The following is a 15,813-nucleotide window of genomic DNA, read 5'->3' as shown; positions in this document are numbered from 1 at the left end:
CCTTCAGAAAATGCCCATAGACAGACCAGCACCCAGCGCAGCTCCGATCTCACGGCACTGGTCCAGCTGATCTTGCGGGATGGTCTTTTCGGCCAATATTGCCTCGGGCGTTTGTGCATGGGTGCAGATGATCAGCGGCGACTGGACTTCTTTCAGCCGCCAGCCGGTGGCAATCCGGGCAATCTGGCGGGCGGCGTTCTCTCCGTCTGATCCGGCGCAAATCATCTGTGCGTAAGGTCGGCCCCCGATCTTTCCCAGTACCGGGTAATAGCAGCGGTCAAAGAATTCTTTCATCAGACCCGAAATCGCCGCCAGATTCTCTGGCGCGCAGAAGATGTAGCCATCGGCGGACAGTACATCTTGCGGCCCGGCCTGATCCGCGGGCAGGAGTTTCGTGTCTGCCTCTCCTCGCGCTGCTTCAGCCGCCGCCTCGGCCATCTGCCGGGCACCGCCTGTGCGCGAGTGGTAAACGATCAGAAGCTGCGCCATGTCAGACCCGGTGATAGGGACCACCAGACAGAATGGTCGCAGCCCGATAGAGTTGCTCGGCCAACATCACACGGACCAGCATATGAGGCCAGACCATCGATCCGAACGAGATGGAAAAATCAGCCTCGGCCCGCAGACCAGGGTCTATTCCGTCCGCTCCGCCGATGATCAACGCCAGATCCTGCCGCCCCGCATCGCGCCAACCGCCCAGCTTTTTGGCAAAATCGGGTGAAGACATGACTCGCCCACGCTCATCTAACGCACAGATCACAGCGCCCTTGGGCAGCGCCTTGCGCAGTAGCGCGGCTTCGGCACTCATGCCTGCGTTTTTCTTGTCTTCAACCTCGATCACTTTCGCAGGACCAAGGCCCAGCGCGCGGCCGGTCCGGTCGAATCGGGTCAGGTAGTCGTCAAGCAGGGACTTCTCCGGTCCGGCGCGCAATCGCCCGACCGCAACTATGCTGATACGCATATCTCTCTCGCCTCCGGCCCCTCAATGCAGGCCGGGATGGCGCCTCAGTTGGCCGAGGCGCTGCCGCCCGCAGGCTGCCACATCTTTTCCAGCTGGTAGAATTCACGCACTTCGGGGCGGAAGATATGGACGATCACATCGCCCGTATCGATCAGCACCCAGTCGCCGGCATCCTTGCCTTCAACCTTCGAGGTGAAACCGAATTCCTGCTTGATGCGGTCCGTCAACTTTTCCGCCATGGCCGAGACCTGACGTGTTGAACGCCCGGATGCAATGACCATGTGATCCGCGACAGACGACTTGCCCTGCAGATTGATCTGCACGACGTCTTCGGCCTTGTCATCGGATAGTGAGGAAAGGATACGCTCAAGCAGCTTGTCGCTGATTGACTGAGAGTGGGCCATCATGTTGGCCCGGTCATCGGCGGGCAAACCCGCCTGGGTATGTAGAGACAGGACATAGTCCTCCTTTGCTGCGCGCCGTGAAACCCCGGCGCCGGGGTACTAATAAGGTAACAAGGGGATTGCAACATTTCAATGAAAGCGCATCTGACCCCGCACAAGGGCGATCACTCTTCGGCGATCTGTTGCACGATTGCGTTTTCAGGCAAAAGCCGGACCTCACGCTGCGGGAAGGGGATTGAAATGCTTTCTTCCTGAAACGCATCCCATAGCGCAAGATAGACATTACCCCTGATGTTGGTCAGCCCTTTGGTCGGATCGCTGATCCAGAACCGCAAAACGTAATCCACGCTGCTGTCGCCGAACCCAGTGATATGGCAAACCGGTTCATGCTTGCCGCCACTGAGAACTCGGGGCACGGCCTTCACGGCCCGGATCGCCGTTGCGCGCACTTTGTGAGGGTCGTCCTCATAACTGGTGCCGAAATCCAGATCCAACCGAACGAATTTGTCTGAATGCGACCAGTTCACCACCTGATTGGTAATCAGGTCCTCGTTCGGGATCAGGTACTCCCGTCCGTCCCGTGTGACAACCGAGACATAGCGGGCGCCTAGAGCATTGATCCAACCGAAAGTGTCGCCCAACGAGATCACATCGCCCGGTTTGATTGAGCGGTCCATCAGGATGATGATGCCGGAAATCAGGTTTGACACTACTTTTTGCAGACCAAACCCGATGCCCACACCAATTGCACCGGACAACAGCGCGATGCCAGTCAGATCGAAGCCCAGCGTGCGGATCGCGGCCAGAAAAACCGCACCATAAAGCAAAACCTGTATGCCCTTGGCTAACAACACCTGCATGGACGGGGTGATGTCATCATTGCCTTGCAATCCACGCTCAGCTGCGCGGGTACCTATGCGGGCCAGCGTCAACAGGATGCCGATCAGCAGAATGGCCTTGAGAATGCCCAGCACAGAAATGTGCAGGTCTCCGATGGAAATTGCGACACCATCAAGGAAATCGGCCACGTCATCCGTCAGGTTCAGGGCAATAAGCGTTGCGTAGATCCACATTGCCCACTTGAATATTCGCCGCAGCGTCCGATTGCGGACAAGTCTTGCGACCAGCGCAATCGCCAGCCATGCAGTTGCCAGAGTGGCAATAATCCCAATGAGATAGCTGCGCGAAGGCCAGGTGACATGCTGCATGATCTGATACAGGAGCCAGGACAGCAGCACAAAATAGACCAGTGTCAGCCGCTGCATCAGCTGCACCATGATGCGAAGCCGCCATTTCGGCCATCCGGTGCGGGCACGTGTCCACGCGTTCCACCGCGGCTGCGTCAGAACTTTCAGAACGAAAGCCAGCGCCCAAAGGAAAAGGATGATGATTAACTGATATTGCCGCCAGCCCGGCGTAACGACCAATTCGATCAGTTCTTGAAATTGCAAGGAGAAACCCGCGACCATGTTGTTGTAAAGGTCAGACAGCGAGCTGGGGATCAGGTCTTGGTTCATACACGTCTCCTGCTCGTCAGCTTGGACAGCAACGCCGGGCGATGCAAGCCTGACACCGGTATTGAACCTTGATTGCAGCAAAGACGCGGTATATCTGAACCTCATGAGACTCAATGTGGCCCAAGAACAGAATCTGGAAGATCGTGCACGTTTGCGCGAACGGTTCTTTGGGGCTGCCCGCACGGTCCTGGCACGCCTACCCGTCGCCTGAGCCAACTCGCCAGCTATTTCTCATTACATACGGGAGAGGACCGATGTCCCCCAAAACACTCTATGACAAGATCTGGGATGCCCATGTCGCGCACGAAGCCGATGATGGCACCTGCCTGCTTTATATCGACCGCCATCTGGTGCACGAGGTTACCAGCCCGCAAGCCTTTGAAGGTCTTCGCATGGCGGGTCGCAAGGTGCGCGCGCCGGAAAAAACCATCGCCGTGCCAGACCACAACGTGCCCACTACGCCGGACCGCGTGAACGGGATTGAAAACCCCGAATCGCGCATTCAGGTCGAAGCACTGGACAAGAACGCCAAGGATTTCGGCATTCACTATTACCCTGTGCATGACGTCCGCCAGGGTATCGTGCATATCGTCGGCCCCGAGCAAGGCTGGACCCTGCCTGGTATGACCGTTGTCTGTGGGGACAGCCACACCGCGACCCACGGCGCGTTTGGTGCATTGGCCCACGGCATTGGTACGTCCGAGGTCGAGCACGTTCTGGCCACTCAGACACTGATCCAGAAGAAGTCCAAGAACATGAAGGTGGAGATTACCGGAAAACTGCAGCCGGGCGTGACCGCCAAGGATATCACTCTGGCCGTGATCGGTGAGACTGGCACTGCCGGCGGCACCGGTTACGTCATAGAATATTGCGGCGAGGCGATCCGTGATTTGTCGATGGAAGGCCGCATGACCGTCTGCAACATGGCGATCGAAGGCGGCGCACGCGCTGGCCTGATCGCGCCGGACGAGACCACCTATGAATATGTCAAAGGCCGCCCGCACGCCCCCAAGGGCGCGCAGTGGGAAGCCGCCCTGAACTGGTGGAAAACGCTTTACACAGACGACGACGCACATTTCGACAAGGTCATTACCCTGCGCGGCGAAGACATCGCGCCTGTCGTGACCTGGGGCACCAGCCCCGAAGACGTGCTGCCGATCACCGCAACCGTGCCGAACCCCGAGGATTTCGAAGGCGGCAAGGTCGACGCGGCCCGCCGTTCCATTGAATACATGGGTCTGGAAGCGGGGCAAAAGCTGAGCGATGTGGAAATCGACACCGTCTTTATCGGCTCATGCACCAACGGCCGGATCGAAGACCTGCGCGCTGCGGCTGAAATCCTGAAAGGCAAGAAGATCAAGGACGGGATGCGGGCCATGGTCGTTCCCGGATCGGGTCTGGTTCGTGCGCAGGCCGAGGAAGAAGGTCTGGCCGACATCTTCAAAGAGGCCGGATTCGAATGGCGTCTGGCAGGATGTTCGATGTGCCTGGCGATGAATCCCGACCAGTTGCAACCGGGTGAGCGCTGTGCCGCAACATCGAACCGCAACTTCGAAGGCCGTCAGGGCCGTGGAGGACGGACCCACCTGCTGAGCCCGGCAATGGCTGCCGCAGCGGCAATCACGGGACGGCTGACAGACGTCCGTGAATTGATGTAAGCTACCCTCATATCTAGATATTTGAGGGATTGAAAATATGAGTGACTGGATCAAATGGCTCCTTTTGGGGCTTCTATCCATAGCGTTCGGTGTCTTTGCGCTGGGCAATGCCATTGCGGCTTCGGTTGCCGTGACGGTCGTGACCGGCGCGTTGCTGCTGATTGCAGGCGCGATGCAGGTGGTCGGCGGATTCACCGTCGAAGGCACCGGTAACAAGATTCTGTCGCTCATCATGGGTGTGGTCATGCTGTTCCTGGGCTGGTCCTTTCTGGATCACCCGTTACAGGGAACGCTGACGCTGGCGACCGTGATGCTGATCCTGTTCATGGCAGGTGGCATTGCACGGGTCATTCTGTCGTTCCAGATGAAAGGAACGCAGTTTTTCTGGCCCACGATGATCTCGGGCATCTTGTCGATCATCCTTGCAGGTATCATCTGGTCTTATGCAAGCAGCGAACCCGCCGCTTTGCTGAGCCTTCTGGGTATCCTGTTGGGCATCGAGATGCTGTTTAACGGGTTCGGATTGGTCTTCATGGCGTTCTTCGTGAAAAACGCACCAGACGTAACGAAAGAGACTTAAACGCGAGGCATGGGCGCGGCCCTCTCTCGCAGGAGTGTAGACATGGAAAAGTTCGAAAAAGTCCACGGGGTGGCCGCCCCAATGCCACTGATCAATATTGACACCGATATGATCATTCCGAAGGTTCACCTGAAAACCATCAAGCGGTCCGGCCTTGGCGTCGTGCTGTTTGACGAGATGCGCTATCACGATGACGGGCAGGAGAATGCAGAATTTGTCCTGAATAAGCCCGCGTATCGCGAGACCGAGATTCTGGTCGCGGGCGACAATTTCGGCTGCGGTTCGTCGCGCGAACACGCGCCTTGGGCGATCAAGGATTTCGGCATCAAAGTGGTGATCTCGACCAGCTTTGCCGACATCTTCTTCAACAACTGCTTCAAGAACGGCATCCTGCCAATCGTAGTCGAAGAAGAACATCACACGATCCTGATGGAAGACGCGCATAAGGGCGAAAACGCCCGCATGACCGTGCATCTGGAAGATCAGCAGATCACCACGTCGGACGGTGTGGTCATCGAATTCGACATCGACCCACACCGCAAGCACTGCTTGCTGAACGGTCTGGATGATATTGGCCTGACGATGGAAAAAGACCACCACATTGACAAGTTCGAAGACCACGCCGGTCAGGCCCGTCCCTGGGTCTGATTCTGGAAACGAATCTGTAAGAACTCAACCTTACGGGGTCGCTACAGCGGCCCCGTTCTCGTTCTTGGGGTTGATTTTTGCAAAACCACAACATGTAGATCTCACATTGAGATACACGTCGGATTTGCGTCGAAAATGATGCAATCCCGCACCAGTTGCGCCATCATTTTGCCCGAAATCACGTGTTTTCTGCACCCTGTCTTGAGCGAAATGCCGCTTATCGTCCATGTTGGCGCTAAAGAGGCATCCGTCAAAAAACACAAGACGACGGGCACAAGTTGGAATGTAAGTCGGCGAAGATCGGCTTATCCGGTTTGAAAAAGGGTTCGGATAGTGATTGCGCGCACAACAGGGGCGGCGATACGCGGAATACTTGTGGCACTGATGGTGCTGACACCCGCGTTGTACCTGCCTGTATCATCGACGAACGGGACCGAGATACTGGTCTTTCTCGCGATCCTCGCGTTCATCCTGACATTCGCCGAATATAACTCTGCCTTTCCCAGCTTTATCGAATTTCGCGATGCTCCTCCGGTAAACCGCCTGCGATTTGTCGGCCTGATGTCGATGGTCACTTTTCTGACGCTGGTATGCAAAAATGCCTATGAGCCGACTGAACTGACCGGGCTTTCCTACGCGGTGGGTCTGGCTGTCGCACAGGTCGTAGACTTCCCCTATTCCCCGGTTCGGCTGATCGTGCTGATGCTGCCTGCGGATGCTGGCCAACCGTTTATTGAACTGGTTCGGATTACAGCCAGCGTGGCCTATGTCGCCGCGTTGGTCACCATTGCCAGCTTTGCATATGCGGTCAAAGTGCGCGGCTGGCCCACGGGAAATGGCGCTTTCAATGTGTGGACCAATCTGCCGCTCTTTGATCCAACCAAGGGCGGCGATGTTGTGACCCGCCTGCAACGCGATGGTCGCCTGAATATCTGCATTGGTGTTCTGCTGCCTTTCCTTATTCCAGCTGTCATCAAGCTCATGAGCAGTTTCGTCACCCCAATCTCACTCAGTAACCCGCAGACGCTGATCTGGACCATGAGTGCCTGGGCCTTCCTGCCCGCCAGCATGATCATGCGTGGCGTGGCGACCCTCCGGATTGCGGGATTAATCGTCGAAAAGCGCCGCGCCTATTCAACAAGCGAGACGACACAAGCCGCATGATCCGTGCCCTTGTTCTGCTATTGCTGCCCTTTGCAGCGCAGGCAGAAGTCGTGCGCATCGCCACCTACAACACTGAACTCAGCAGAAATGGCCCAGGCCTGTTACTGCGCGACATTCAGCGGGATGATGCGCAGGTTCGCGCCGTCGTCGATGTCATTGCAGCGGCCCAACCGGACATCATCGCCCTTCAAGGCATCGACTGGGATCTGGAGGGGGGGGCCGTAAATGCCCTGTCCAAGAAACTGCGCGGTGCGGGTCTGGATTACGCCTATCATTTTTCTGCACAACCGAATGCGGGGCTGGAGACACCGCTGGACTTGGACGGTGATGGACAAACGCAAGGCCCCGGCGACGCGCAAGGCTGGGGAAAGTTCACCGGCCACGGTGGAGCCGCGGTTCTGTCCCGTTTCAAGATCATAACTGAAGACATTCAGGATTATTCCGATCTGCTGTGGAAAGATCTACCGGGGGCCACGTTGCCCAGCGTTGATGGTCGCCCCTTCCCCTCAGATGCCGCGCAAAAAGTACAACGTCTGTCCTCAACTGTGCATTGGATCATCCCAATCAATACCCCTCAGGGACGGCTCAACCTGATGACCTTCCACGCCGCGCCACCCGTTTTCGACGGGCCAGAGGATCGAAATGGACTGCGCAACAGGGATGAGATTCGCTTGTGGTCGGTTTTGTTGAGCGGTGATCTGGGGCCGGTTCCCAATGGTCCCTTCGTGATCGCCGGAGACGCCAATCTCGACCCGACACACGGGGAAGGCCACAAACAGGCCATTCGCACCCTTTTGGCCAGCTCCCATGTGCTAGATCCGGTGCCGGCGGACCCGTCGGGCTCATCCGCAACAGTCGACTGGAAAGCCACCGGAGAGATGCGTGTCGACTATGTATTGCCGTCCAGGGATCTGCACGTCTCCGAAACCGGTGTTATTTGGCCCGAGGAAGGCGACGAACTATACGACAGCGCCAAGCGCGCCAGCAGGCACCGTCTGGTCTGGGTTGACGTAGCCCTACCCTAAAGCTTCATTCATTTGTTCTGCGGCTGTCGCCTCGGCAATAAGTTTGGACGGAATTGCCGAACCTAAGGCATCCTCCAATTTCGTTTTGGAAACCGAGCCCAGCAATTCGCGCATATAGCCGCCATCCAGTTGATGGGGCACTTGCCAGAGGTACCGCATCTCAAGCAGGTGAGGCGCCATGCGCCAAAATGGACGCGCCACGTGCAAAGGCCACCATGTCATGCGCCGTACAGAAACCGTCCGGCCAGTGACCTGCGACAGGGTTTGTGCAATCTGCACCCCGGTCAAAGTATACCCTTCGAATGGGACATCGCAGAAGCGGGGCAAGTCTTGGCGTATCTCAGCCAAGGCAACCGCCGTACGGGCTAAATCCGGCAGATAGGCCCAGGCATGCAGCGCTTCCGGGTTTCCGGGATAAGTCAATTGATTGCGCGACAGGCGTTTGATCATAACCTGATCGAACCAGTTACCCGACGCCTTGGTGTCAATGAAATCTCCTGCCCGCAGGATGATGGTACGCACTGTCGACGCGCGATAGGCCTCTTCCATCTCGATCCGGATCCGGCCCAGTGGATTGGTGGCCTGATGCGGTGTCCCGCCCGACCATGGACCCGGCGCGTCCTCGCCGAATACGTAAACATTACCCGGCACAATCACGGTCGCACCCGTGACTGACGCCACATCTATCACCCGCTTGGTCAGCACAGGAACATCGCACGCCCAATCGGGATAGGGCGGGTTCCATCCGTTCACGATGACATCCACTCCGCGCGCTGCCCGCGCAAGCGTATCGGACTTACGGTCGAACTCTGTCACATCCCAGCCCGCGTGCCTAAAAGCCAGCGCTACGTTGCGCCCAAAGCGGCCCGATGCGCCCAGTACCAGTGCTGTCTGTGCCATGACTACCTCCTGTCTGAGGGCAATCTACCCATTCACTGCGCGCAAGGAATTGCCGTAAATCGCAGAACGTGTATTCATATTTGAATGGACAAAGCACTGACACATGCAGATTGGTCTCTGATTCAAAGCTTTCTGGCTGTGGCCGAAACAGGTTCACTATCCTCTGCTGCTCGCCATTTGGATCGTAGCCAACCCACGTTGGGTCGACAGGTCCAGAGCCTTGAGGACGAACTGGGCGTTTCCCTGTTCGACCGGCATGCGCGCGGGCTGAAACTCAGCGAGGCAGGCACACAGCTTTTGCCGATGGCGCAGCAGATGCACAGCGCCATGACCGCATTCAGTCTTGCCGCTGCGGGGCAATCGCAACAGCTTGAGGGCTCGGTGCGTATCACAGCATCCGTCTTTGCCTCGCACCACCTTCTGCCGCCGATACTGGCGCATATCCGCAGGCAGGAACCCACCATTCAGCTTGAACTGGTCGCCACCGACACCACCGAGAATCTGCTCTATCGCGAGGCAGATATCGCTGTGCGTATGTATCGCCCCGCGCAAATGGACCTCATTTCCCGGTACCTCGGGGATGTGCCTCTGTGTTTTTGTGCAGCCAAAACCTATTTGGACAGGAAGGGGCGCCCTAAAACTCCGGAAGAGATATTTGCACATGACCTGGTAGGTTTTGACGCAAACCAGGAAATCATCAAAGCCATGCGCGAAAAGGGTTGGCCCGCCAGCCGCGACAGCTTTGCCACCCGCTGCGATCTGCAGAGCGCCTATTGGGAACTGATCCGGGCGGGCTGTGGCATTGGCTTCAGTCAGGTACAGGTGGCCGAAGCTGATCCCGATGTGGAAATCCTGCCACTGGATGTTGAAATCCCCATTTTACCCGTGTGGCTGGCAGCACCGCAGGCCATGCGCCAGACCCCGCGCATCCGCAGGGTCTGGGATTTGCTGGCTGAAGGGCTCAAGGCCAGTCTCTGACGGTCAAAGAGGGCCGGTATAAGTTCCACGCGCGGGATAGTTATTTCCCAACGTGAACTTCAAGCCTCCCACAATATCCAACATGGACGGACGCCCGAAAGGCGTGGTCTGTTGCCACGCGTAATACAGCGTCCGGTCGGGCGCGATATAGAAATGCCCGGGCTCAGCGAATAGGTCCGGTTCAGCACTGCCGTCGCGCTTGGTCGAGATGTTCAGCCCCCAGTCCTCCCGCGCCTCGGACAGCGGTAGACTGTGACCCACGCGCAGACGCGACACCCCTGCTTTCTCGGCTGTTTCAGCCGCGCGCTCAGCGGTGTCTGTGGTGATCATGATGACTTCAACGCCCAGCGCCGCAAAGTCATCCAGCGCTGCCTCGACCTCGGTCATCTGCTTGATGCAGATCGGACAATGCAACCCGCGATATTGAATCGCCAGCGTTCCGTTTTCGCCCTTGTCGGTCTCAAGATCGAAGCTGCCATGGGCTACGGTTTCGATTTTCAGCGCGGGAACCGGATTTCCAGGTGTCAGCATGTGTTTTCCTCATGTTTTGACGGGTTCGTCTCATTGACCCGATGCAACGCAGACGCTAGGCCCTGTGCAACAAAACGCAAGGAGACCATTCATGTCCAACCCCTCGCTCCTCATCCTGCCCGGAGACGGAATTGGCCCGGAAGTTATGGCCGAAGTGCGCAGAATCATCGATTGGTTCGGCACCAATCGCGGTCTTCAATTTGACGTGAGCGAGGACCTGGTGGGCGGCGCGGCCTATGACGCCCACGGCAAGCCGCTGTCTGATGACACGATGGCCAAGGCGCAAGAGGTGGACGCGGTTCTGTTGGGCGCTGTTGGTGGCCCCAAATACGACGATCTGGATTTTAGCCTGAAGCCCGAGCGCGGCCTGCTGCGCCTGCGCAAGGAAATGGACCTTTATTCGAACCTGCGCCCGGCCCAGTGCTTTGACGCGCTGGCCGACTTCTCGTCGCTGAAAAAAGACATCGTTGCCGGTCTGGATATCATGATCGTGCGCGAACTGACCTCGGGCGTTTATTTCGGCGAGCCACGTGGCATCTTCGAAGAAGGCAATGAACGCGTTGGCATCAACACCCAGCGTTACACTGAATCCGAGATCGAACGCGCCGCGCGCTCGGCCTTTGAACTGGCGATGCGCCGGAACAAAAAGCTGTGCTCGATGGAAAAAGCCAATGTGATGGAATCAGGCATCCTGTGGCGCGAGGTGGTTAATCGCGTTGCTGCCGATTACCCCGAAGTCGAGCTGAGCCATATGTACGCTGACAACGGCGCCATGCAGTTGGTCCGTGCTCCGAAACAATTCGACGTGATCCTGACCGACAACCTGTTTGGCGATATCCTGTCTGACTGCGCCGCAATGCTGACGGGATCTCTGGGTATGCTGCCCTCGGCCTCACTGGGCGCTCCGATGGCCAATGGACGCCCCAAGGCAATGTACGAGCCTGTACACGGGTCTGCCCCGGATATTGCGGGTCACGGCAAAGCCAACCCAATCGCTTGTATCCTGAGCTTTGCGATGGCGCTGCGCTACAGCTTTGATCAGGGCGAAGAAGCAGATCGCCTGGAAGCTGCAATCGAGAAAGTTCTGGCCGATGGCGTTCGCACCGGCGATCTGCTGGCGGATGAGGGCGTTCAGCCCGTCTCGACCAGCGAAATGGGCGACGCGATCCTCGCAGCATTGGACGCAAGCGTCTAAAGCGCGCGAAAGACGAATGACAAAAGGCGGTGCCCAGCGCACCGCCTTTTTTGTTTCAGCTTTTCGGGTTTGCTTTAGTTGCCGCCGAAAATGTTCTTCAGCAGATTATTGATGTCGTCTGCAAAACCTCCGCGCTTGCGGCGGGGCTGCGGCTGGGCGACCTGAACCGGCGGTTCCGGCGCCATCATCGGCAAGGGTGTAGGTGTCATTCCTTCTGTCACACGCAGCATGGCTTCTTTCCAGATCTCAGCCGGTAAGCCACCACCGGTCACGCCGGACAGGGGCGTATTGTCATCATATCCCATCCAGACGCCCGTCACGTAGTCAGCGGTAAAACCGATGAACCATGCGTCCCTCGCCGCCTGAGTTGTGCCGGTCTTGCCCGCCACCTGCCAGCCCGGCAGCTTGGCACGCCCGCCCGTGCCTTCAGACACCACACGCTCCATCATCCAGGTCAATTGCTTGGCAGCCGATTCGTTGATCACACGCTCACCAATACCGGTCGTCGTGACCATGACGGGCGTTTCGTCGCCCAGCAGCTTCAGTTCGGTCAAACCATACGGTTCAACCTGTGACCCACCATTCAGGATGCCAGCATAGGCACCAGTCATCTCGATCAACGTGCTTTCAGATGCACCAAGCGCCAGAGCGGGTCCCTGTGCAAGATCGCTGGCAATCCCAAAGCCACTGGCAATCGTCCGAACATTGTCCAGACCGGAAATCTCGGCCACTTTGACAGCGGGAATATTCAACGAGTTTTTCAGCGCATCCGCCAGCGTCACCCGCCCATAGTACTTGTTGGTGTAGTTCTTGGGGCACCACTGTCCTGATCCCGGGATGTTCACGCAGTAGGGTTCGTCCATCACCGTATCGTAAGGCGAATATCCCAGTTCCAAAGCCGTTGCATAAACGAACGGCTTGAAAGAAGACCCCGTTTGCCGCAGCGCCTGAGTGGCGCGATTGAATGCACCTGACACACGGGTCTTACGGCCGCCAACCATGGCACGCACCGCTCCGTCAGCAGACATCACGACGATGGCGGCCTGCGCTTTTGACCCTTCGCGGACCTTTTCCTGAAAGATGAATTGCAATGCCTCTTCGGCAGAGGTTTGAATGCGTTGATCCAGCGTGGTGCGGATGACTACATCCTCGGTTGTGTTGCGGGTAAAAAACTCGGGCCCGCTGGCCATAACCCAATCTGCAAAATAACCGCCCGCCCGCGCAGCCGCTGCCTCGGACAATTGTGCAGGCCGCGCTCGCGCCTCACTGGCCTGTGCGGCGGACAGATATCCCTGATCTTCCATCAGGCCGATCACAAGCCGCGCCCGATCCTGAGACCGTTGCAGGCTGTTTGTCGGCGCGTATCGCGTAGGCGCAACCAACAATCCAGCCAGCATTGCTGCCTCTGCCGGAGAAACCTCGGCAGCTGATTTGCCGAAGTACCGCTGGCTTGCCGCTTCGAATCCACGTGCGCCCGCACCAAGGAAGGCGCGGTTGAGGTAAATCGTCAGAACCTCGTCCTTGGAGTATTTCACTTCCATCGCGATCGCATAGATGGCCTCTTTGGCTTTGCGCCACAATGAACCCTGACGGCAATCGGCCTCATAAGCGGCTTCCGACTCCCACTCGCTGGGGTCATACGGCACACCCAGGCACAACAATTTCGCCGTCTGCTGCGTGATGGTGGACCCGCCATGGCCCGACAACGGCCCTCGTCCTTCGCTCAGATTGATGCGGACGGCACTGGCCACGCCACGCGGGCTGACACCGAAATGACGATAAAACCGTTTATCCTCGGTCGCGATCACGGCGTTTTTCAAATGCGGTGAAACTGTATCAGCGGTGATCACACCCCCAAACTGGTCGCCACGCCACGCAAATACTTTGCCGTCGCGATCCAGCAACGTGACCGATCCACGAGCACGCCCGTCCAGCAAGGCGTCCAGGTCAGGCAAGGAGGTATAAACGATACCCACCGCCAGCGCGATCAGCATGGCCACAATTGCGCCAACCCGCCAGGTCAGACCCCAGACCATATGCCAGATCCAGCGGAAAAAGCGCCGTAAGATACCGCCGCCCTTGCCGCCCGATTTCTTGCGCGTCTTCTTGCGCGCAGTTTTGCGCGTGGTCGTCTTGCGCGCCGTCGCCTTGTTGCCCGCCAGGCGCTTGGACGCCGACGGTTTACGGCCCTTTGGCGGGTACCTTTTATCCGCAACCAATTTTGGCTTGCGTCGCTTGGACTCAGTCATGCTCAAACTCTGCCCGGTTTTACTTTTTCGCCACCATACCCCGATGGCCTGAGTATGTAGAGGTCCGAATTTTCGTAAATTCCCCTCACAACACTGCCCGTAAATTAATCAACACAACCAATTTGTGCGAAAAATGTGCAACTTTGCGCCATTTGGCGGCACATTAGCGCCCCAGAGCCGTTTCTTACCACGCTCAGTTGCGCATTTTTCTGCAGGTGCAAACAAACCGGTCCCACCGGAGAACCAGAGGGGAAAGACGTGAAACTGATCATTGCGACAATCAAGCCGTTCAAGCTGGAGGAGGTGCGCGAAGCACTGACCGAAGCCGGTGTGCGCGGCATGATGGTAACCGAGATCAAGGGCTTCGGCTCGCAATCCGGTCACACCGAAATCTATCGGGGGGCCGAATACGCGGTGAACTTCGTTCCCAAGATCAAGCTAGAGATCGTGGTGCCTGCAACTATGGCCGACCAGATCGTCGAGACCATCACCAAAACAGCCAAGACCGGCAAGATCGGCGACGGCAAGATTTTTGTCCTCGATGTCGAGCAGGCGCTGCGCGTGCGGACCGGGGAAACCAATGAGGACGCGCTGTAGGCGCGCCCACTCACACTCATTCGAGGATTGACAATGAACCTGATGAAATCTCTCATCCCTGCCGCCGCGATTGCCGCGTTGCCGCAGATGGGTCTTGCGCAAGAGGCCGCTGTAACTGGCGAGACCGCGCAGCACACGCAATATATCTTGACCTCACTGCTGTTTCTGGTCGGCGGTTTTCTGGTGTTCTGGATGGCCGCGGGCTTTGCCATGCTCGAGGCTGGTCTGGTGCGTTCAAAAAACGTGGCCATGCAATTGGTCAAGAACATGGGCCTGTTTTCGTTTGCGGCCATCATGTACTGGCTGGTGGGCTTTAACCTGATGTACCCGGGTGATGGCTGGACTATCACAGGCATTCTGGGTGCGTTCTCGCCGACGTCGCTCGAGCCGGTTGGTTTGGCCGACACCGAAACCGCGCTTGATTATGCGTCCGTAGGTTCCGACTTCTTTTTCCAACTGATGTTCTGTGCCACCACCGCGTCCATCGTATCGGGCACAATGGCCGAGCGTGTCAAACTGTGGCCCTTCTTCTTCTTCGTGATCGTCCTGACCGGCATCATCTACCCGATCGAAGCGTCCTGGCAGTGGGGTGGCGGCTGGTTGTTCGAGATGGGCTTTAGCGACTTCGCAGGCTCAACTCTGGTGCACGCCGCTGGTGGTTTCGCAGCGCTGGCAGGTGCCATCGTACTTGGCCCGCGTATCGGCAAGTACAATAAAGAAGGCAAGGTTGTTCCGATCCCCGGTTCAAATCTGGCGCTGGCAACCTTGGGGACGTTCATTCTGTGGCTGGGTTGGTTCGGCTTCAACGGCGGGTCGCAGCTGGCGATGGGCACTATCGGTGATATGGCCGACATCAGCCGCATCTTCGCCAACACCAACATGGCCGCTGCGGCAGGTGCCGTTGCCGCCCTGGTCCTGACGCAGGTGATGTATGGAAAGGTCGACCTGACCATGGTGCTGAACGGTGCGCTGGCCGGTCTGGTTTCGATCACTGCTGAACCACTTGCCCCGTCGCTGTTCCAGGCGCTGATCATTGGTGCAATCGGTGGTGTGATCGTTGTCCTGACCGTTCCGATGCTGGATCGCATGAAGATCGACGACGTCGTCGGTGCAATCCCGGTTCACCTGATCGCAGGCTTCTGGGGGACTTTCATCGTGGCTTGGACCAACAGTGATGCATCCTTTGTGACCCAGATCATCGGCTTCGCAGCCATCGGTATCTTCGTCTTCGTGGTCAGCTTCATCCTCTTCTCGGTCCTCAAGGCAACTGTAGGCCTGCGGGTCGGTGAGGAAGAAGAGATCAACGGCCTCGACATGGGTGAGCTGGGTATGGAGGCATACCCAGAGTTCTCCAAGGGCTAAGACCTGAGCGTCCGACTTGAAAGCCGGGCGCTCGCGCCCGGCTT

At 57.7% G+C, this 15,813-nt stretch carries 18 protein-coding genes; 10 read left to right on the top strand and 8 right to left on the bottom strand.

Annotated features, from left to right (window positions below; translation table 11 throughout):
• Positions 1-3 precede the first annotated feature (3 nt).
• The 4 genes from ACR0K5_RS15110 to ACR0K5_RS15095 all read right to left on the bottom strand — a co-directional run bounded on the left by ACR0K5_RS15110 (position 4) and on the right by ACR0K5_RS15095 (position 2,882).
• Positions 4-489 carry a flavodoxin family protein gene (locus ACR0K5_RS15110; RefSeq protein ID WP_480630637.1) on the bottom strand — a complete coding sequence of 162 codons (486 nt, stop codon included), beginning with the start codon at positions 487-489 and terminating at the stop codon, positions 4-6.
• 1 nt (position 490) lies between these two features.
• Positions 491-961: a 23S rRNA (pseudouridine(1915)-N(3))-methyltransferase RlmH gene (gene rlmH, locus ACR0K5_RS15105; RefSeq protein ID WP_480630482.1), complete on the bottom strand. Its 471-nt coding sequence runs from the start codon at positions 959-961 to the stop codon at positions 491-493.
• Between the two features lie 44 nt (positions 962-1,005).
• Positions 1,006-1,368 (bottom strand): ribosome silencing factor, encoded by a 363-nt coding sequence (gene rsfS / locus ACR0K5_RS15100; protein ID WP_170345726.1) that lies wholly within the window; start codon positions 1,366-1,368, stop codon positions 1,006-1,008.
• A 161-nt stretch (positions 1,369-1,529) separates the two neighbouring features.
• Positions 1,530-2,882 carry a mechanosensitive ion channel family protein gene (locus ACR0K5_RS15095; protein ID WP_480630481.1) on the bottom strand — a complete coding sequence of 451 codons (1,353 nt, stop codon included), beginning with the start codon at positions 2,880-2,882 and terminating at the stop codon, positions 1,530-1,532.
• Between the two features lie 103 nt (positions 2,883-2,985).
• Here ACR0K5_RS15095 and ACR0K5_RS15090 point away from each other — a divergent pair, with 103 nt between their 5' ends.
• From ACR0K5_RS15090 to leuD, 4 genes are read left to right on the top strand one after another with little or no spacing between them, the layout of a single operon-like run.
• Positions 2,986-3,093 carry a hypothetical protein gene (locus ACR0K5_RS15090; protein WP_010438763.1) on the top strand — a complete coding sequence of 36 codons (108 nt, stop codon included), beginning with the start codon at positions 2,986-2,988 and terminating at the stop codon, positions 3,091-3,093.
• 43 nt (positions 3,094-3,136) lie between these two features.
• Positions 3,137-4,540, top strand: coding sequence for a 3-isopropylmalate dehydratase large subunit (gene leuC / locus ACR0K5_RS15085; protein ID WP_480630480.1), 1,404 nt, complete (start codon positions 3,137-3,139; stop codon positions 4,538-4,540).
• A gap of 37 nt (positions 4,541-4,577) precedes the next feature.
• The gene (locus ACR0K5_RS15080; protein ID WP_480630479.1) at positions 4,578-5,120 is read left to right on the top strand and encodes an HdeD family acid-resistance protein; all 543 of its coding nucleotides are present in this window, start codon (positions 4,578-4,580) and stop codon (positions 5,118-5,120) included.
• Positions 5,121-5,162: 42 nt separating this feature from the next.
• Positions 5,163-5,768, top strand: a complete 606-nt coding sequence (gene leuD, locus ACR0K5_RS15075; RefSeq protein WP_480630478.1) for a 3-isopropylmalate dehydratase small subunit — start codon at positions 5,163-5,165, stop codon at positions 5,766-5,768.
• A gap of 30 nt (positions 5,769-5,798) precedes the next feature.
• Here the strand turns inward: leuD and ACR0K5_RS15070 are convergent, their stop codons facing one another.
• Positions 5,799-5,996 carry a hypothetical protein gene (locus ACR0K5_RS15070; RefSeq protein ID WP_480630477.1) on the bottom strand — a complete coding sequence of 66 codons (198 nt, stop codon included), beginning with the start codon at positions 5,994-5,996 and terminating at the stop codon, positions 5,799-5,801.
• Positions 5,997-6,101: 105 nt separating this feature from the next.
• On the opposite strand from ACR0K5_RS15070, the gene ACR0K5_RS15065 reads away from it, so the two are divergent.
• Positions 6,102-6,932 (top strand): hypothetical protein, encoded by an 831-nt coding sequence (locus tag ACR0K5_RS15065; protein WP_480630476.1) that lies wholly within the window; start codon positions 6,102-6,104, stop codon positions 6,930-6,932.
• The gene (locus ACR0K5_RS15060) at positions 6,929-7,957 is read left to right on the top strand and encodes an endonuclease/exonuclease/phosphatase family protein (RefSeq protein ID WP_480630475.1); all 1,029 of its coding nucleotides are present in this window, start codon (positions 6,929-6,931) and stop codon (positions 7,955-7,957) included. Before ACR0K5_RS15065 ends, ACR0K5_RS15060 begins: the two co-directional genes overlap by 4 nt.
• Here the strand turns inward: ACR0K5_RS15060 and ACR0K5_RS15055 are convergent.
• Positions 7,949-8,857: a Rossmann-fold NAD(P)-binding domain-containing protein gene (locus ACR0K5_RS15055; RefSeq protein ID WP_480630474.1), complete on the bottom strand. Its 909-nt coding sequence runs from the start codon at positions 8,855-8,857 to the stop codon at positions 7,949-7,951. The two genes, ACR0K5_RS15060 and ACR0K5_RS15055, sit on opposite strands and share 9 nt — an antisense overlap.
• 84 nt (positions 8,858-8,941) lie before the next feature.
• On the opposite strand from ACR0K5_RS15055, the gene ACR0K5_RS15050 reads away from it, so the two are divergent.
• Positions 8,942-9,835 carry a LysR family transcriptional regulator gene (locus tag ACR0K5_RS15050; protein ID WP_480630473.1) on the top strand — a complete coding sequence of 298 codons (894 nt, stop codon included), beginning with the start codon at positions 8,942-8,944 and terminating at the stop codon, positions 9,833-9,835.
• A gap of 3 nt (positions 9,836-9,838) precedes the next feature.
• Here the strand turns inward: ACR0K5_RS15050 and ACR0K5_RS15045 are convergent, their stop codons facing one another.
• On the bottom strand, positions 9,839-10,366 hold the full coding sequence (locus ACR0K5_RS15045; protein WP_480630472.1) for a redoxin domain-containing protein: 528 nt from the start codon (positions 10,364-10,366) through the stop codon (positions 9,839-9,841).
• A 91-nt stretch (positions 10,367-10,457) separates the two neighbouring features.
• On the opposite strand from ACR0K5_RS15045, the gene leuB reads away from it, so the two are divergent.
• A complete protein-coding gene (leuB, locus tag ACR0K5_RS15040) occupies positions 10,458-11,561 on the top strand; it encodes a 3-isopropylmalate dehydrogenase (protein ID WP_480630471.1) in 1,104 nt (367 codons plus the stop codon).
• A gap of 74 nt (positions 11,562-11,635) precedes the next feature.
• Here the strand turns inward: leuB and ACR0K5_RS15035 are convergent, their stop codons facing one another.
• Positions 11,636-13,810: a transglycosylase domain-containing protein gene (locus ACR0K5_RS15035; protein WP_480630470.1), complete on the bottom strand. Its 2,175-nt coding sequence runs from the start codon at positions 13,808-13,810 to the stop codon at positions 11,636-11,638.
• Between the two features lie 258 nt (positions 13,811-14,068).
• On the opposite strand from ACR0K5_RS15035, the gene ACR0K5_RS15030 reads away from it, so the two are divergent.
• A complete protein-coding gene (locus ACR0K5_RS15030) occupies positions 14,069-14,407 on the top strand; it encodes a P-II family nitrogen regulator (protein ID WP_117871083.1) in 339 nt (112 codons plus the stop codon).
• A 33-nt stretch (positions 14,408-14,440) separates the two neighbouring features.
• On the top strand, positions 14,441-15,769 hold the full coding sequence (locus tag ACR0K5_RS15025; RefSeq protein ID WP_480630469.1) for an ammonium transporter: 1,329 nt from the start codon (positions 14,441-14,443) through the stop codon (positions 15,767-15,769).
• The last annotated feature ends 44 nt before the right edge of the window (positions 15,770-15,813 follow it).

The organism is Ruegeria sp. AB9, assembly GCF_056542585.1.
The sequence above is the reverse complement of the archived record's forward strand: the minus strand, read 5'-3'. Positions and strand labels throughout refer to the sequence as shown.

What these genes read in the sequence shown, in the direction of transcription:
- ACR0K5_RS15070 (WP_480630477.1), bottom strand. Translation starts at nt 5,996, where the DNA reads ATGGACGATAAGCGGCATTTCGCTCAAGACAGGGTGCAGAAAACACGT.
- leuC (WP_480630480.1), top strand. Translation starts at nt 3,137, where the DNA reads ATGTCCCCCAAAACACTCTATGACAAGATCTGGGATGCCCATGTCGCG.
- ACR0K5_RS15095 (WP_480630481.1), bottom strand. Translation starts at nt 2,882, where the DNA reads ATGAACCAAGACCTGATCCCCAGCTCGCTGTCTGACCTTTACAACAAC.
- ACR0K5_RS15050 (WP_480630473.1), top strand. Translation starts at nt 8,942, where the DNA reads ATGGACAAAGCACTGACACATGCAGATTGGTCTCTGATTCAAAGCTTT.
- ACR0K5_RS15045 (WP_480630472.1), bottom strand. Translation starts at nt 10,366, where the DNA reads ATGCTGACACCTGGAAATCCGGTTCCCGCGCTGAAAATCGAAACCGTA.
- ACR0K5_RS15110 (WP_480630637.1), bottom strand. Translation starts at nt 489, where the DNA reads ATGGCGCAGCTTCTGATCGTTTACCACTCGCGCACAGGCGGTGCCCGG.
- rlmH (WP_480630482.1), bottom strand. Translation starts at nt 961, where the DNA reads ATGCGTATCAGCATAGTTGCGGTCGGGCGATTGCGCGCCGGACCGGAG.
- leuD (WP_480630478.1), top strand. Translation starts at nt 5,163, where the DNA reads ATGGAAAAGTTCGAAAAAGTCCACGGGGTGGCCGCCCCAATGCCACTG.
- ACR0K5_RS15090 (WP_010438763.1), top strand. Translation starts at nt 2,986, where the DNA reads ATGAGACTCAATGTGGCCCAAGAACAGAATCTGGAAGATCGTGCACGT.
- leuB (WP_480630471.1), top strand. Translation starts at nt 10,458, where the DNA reads ATGTCCAACCCCTCGCTCCTCATCCTGCCCGGAGACGGAATTGGCCCG.
- ACR0K5_RS15060 (WP_480630475.1), top strand. Translation starts at nt 6,929, where the DNA reads ATGATCCGTGCCCTTGTTCTGCTATTGCTGCCCTTTGCAGCGCAGGCA.
- ACR0K5_RS15035 (WP_480630470.1), bottom strand. Translation starts at nt 13,810, where the DNA reads ATGACTGAGTCCAAGCGACGCAAGCCAAAATTGGTTGCGGATAAAAGG.
- rsfS (WP_170345726.1), bottom strand. Translation starts at nt 1,368, where the DNA reads ATGATGGCCCACTCTCAGTCAATCAGCGACAAGCTGCTTGAGCGTATC.
- ACR0K5_RS15080 (WP_480630479.1), top strand. Translation starts at nt 4,578, where the DNA reads ATGAGTGACTGGATCAAATGGCTCCTTTTGGGGCTTCTATCCATAGCG.
- ACR0K5_RS15055 (WP_480630474.1), bottom strand. Translation starts at nt 8,857, where the DNA reads ATGGCACAGACAGCACTGGTACTGGGCGCATCGGGCCGCTTTGGGCGC.
- ACR0K5_RS15025 (WP_480630469.1), top strand. Translation starts at nt 14,441, where the DNA reads ATGAACCTGATGAAATCTCTCATCCCTGCCGCCGCGATTGCCGCGTTG.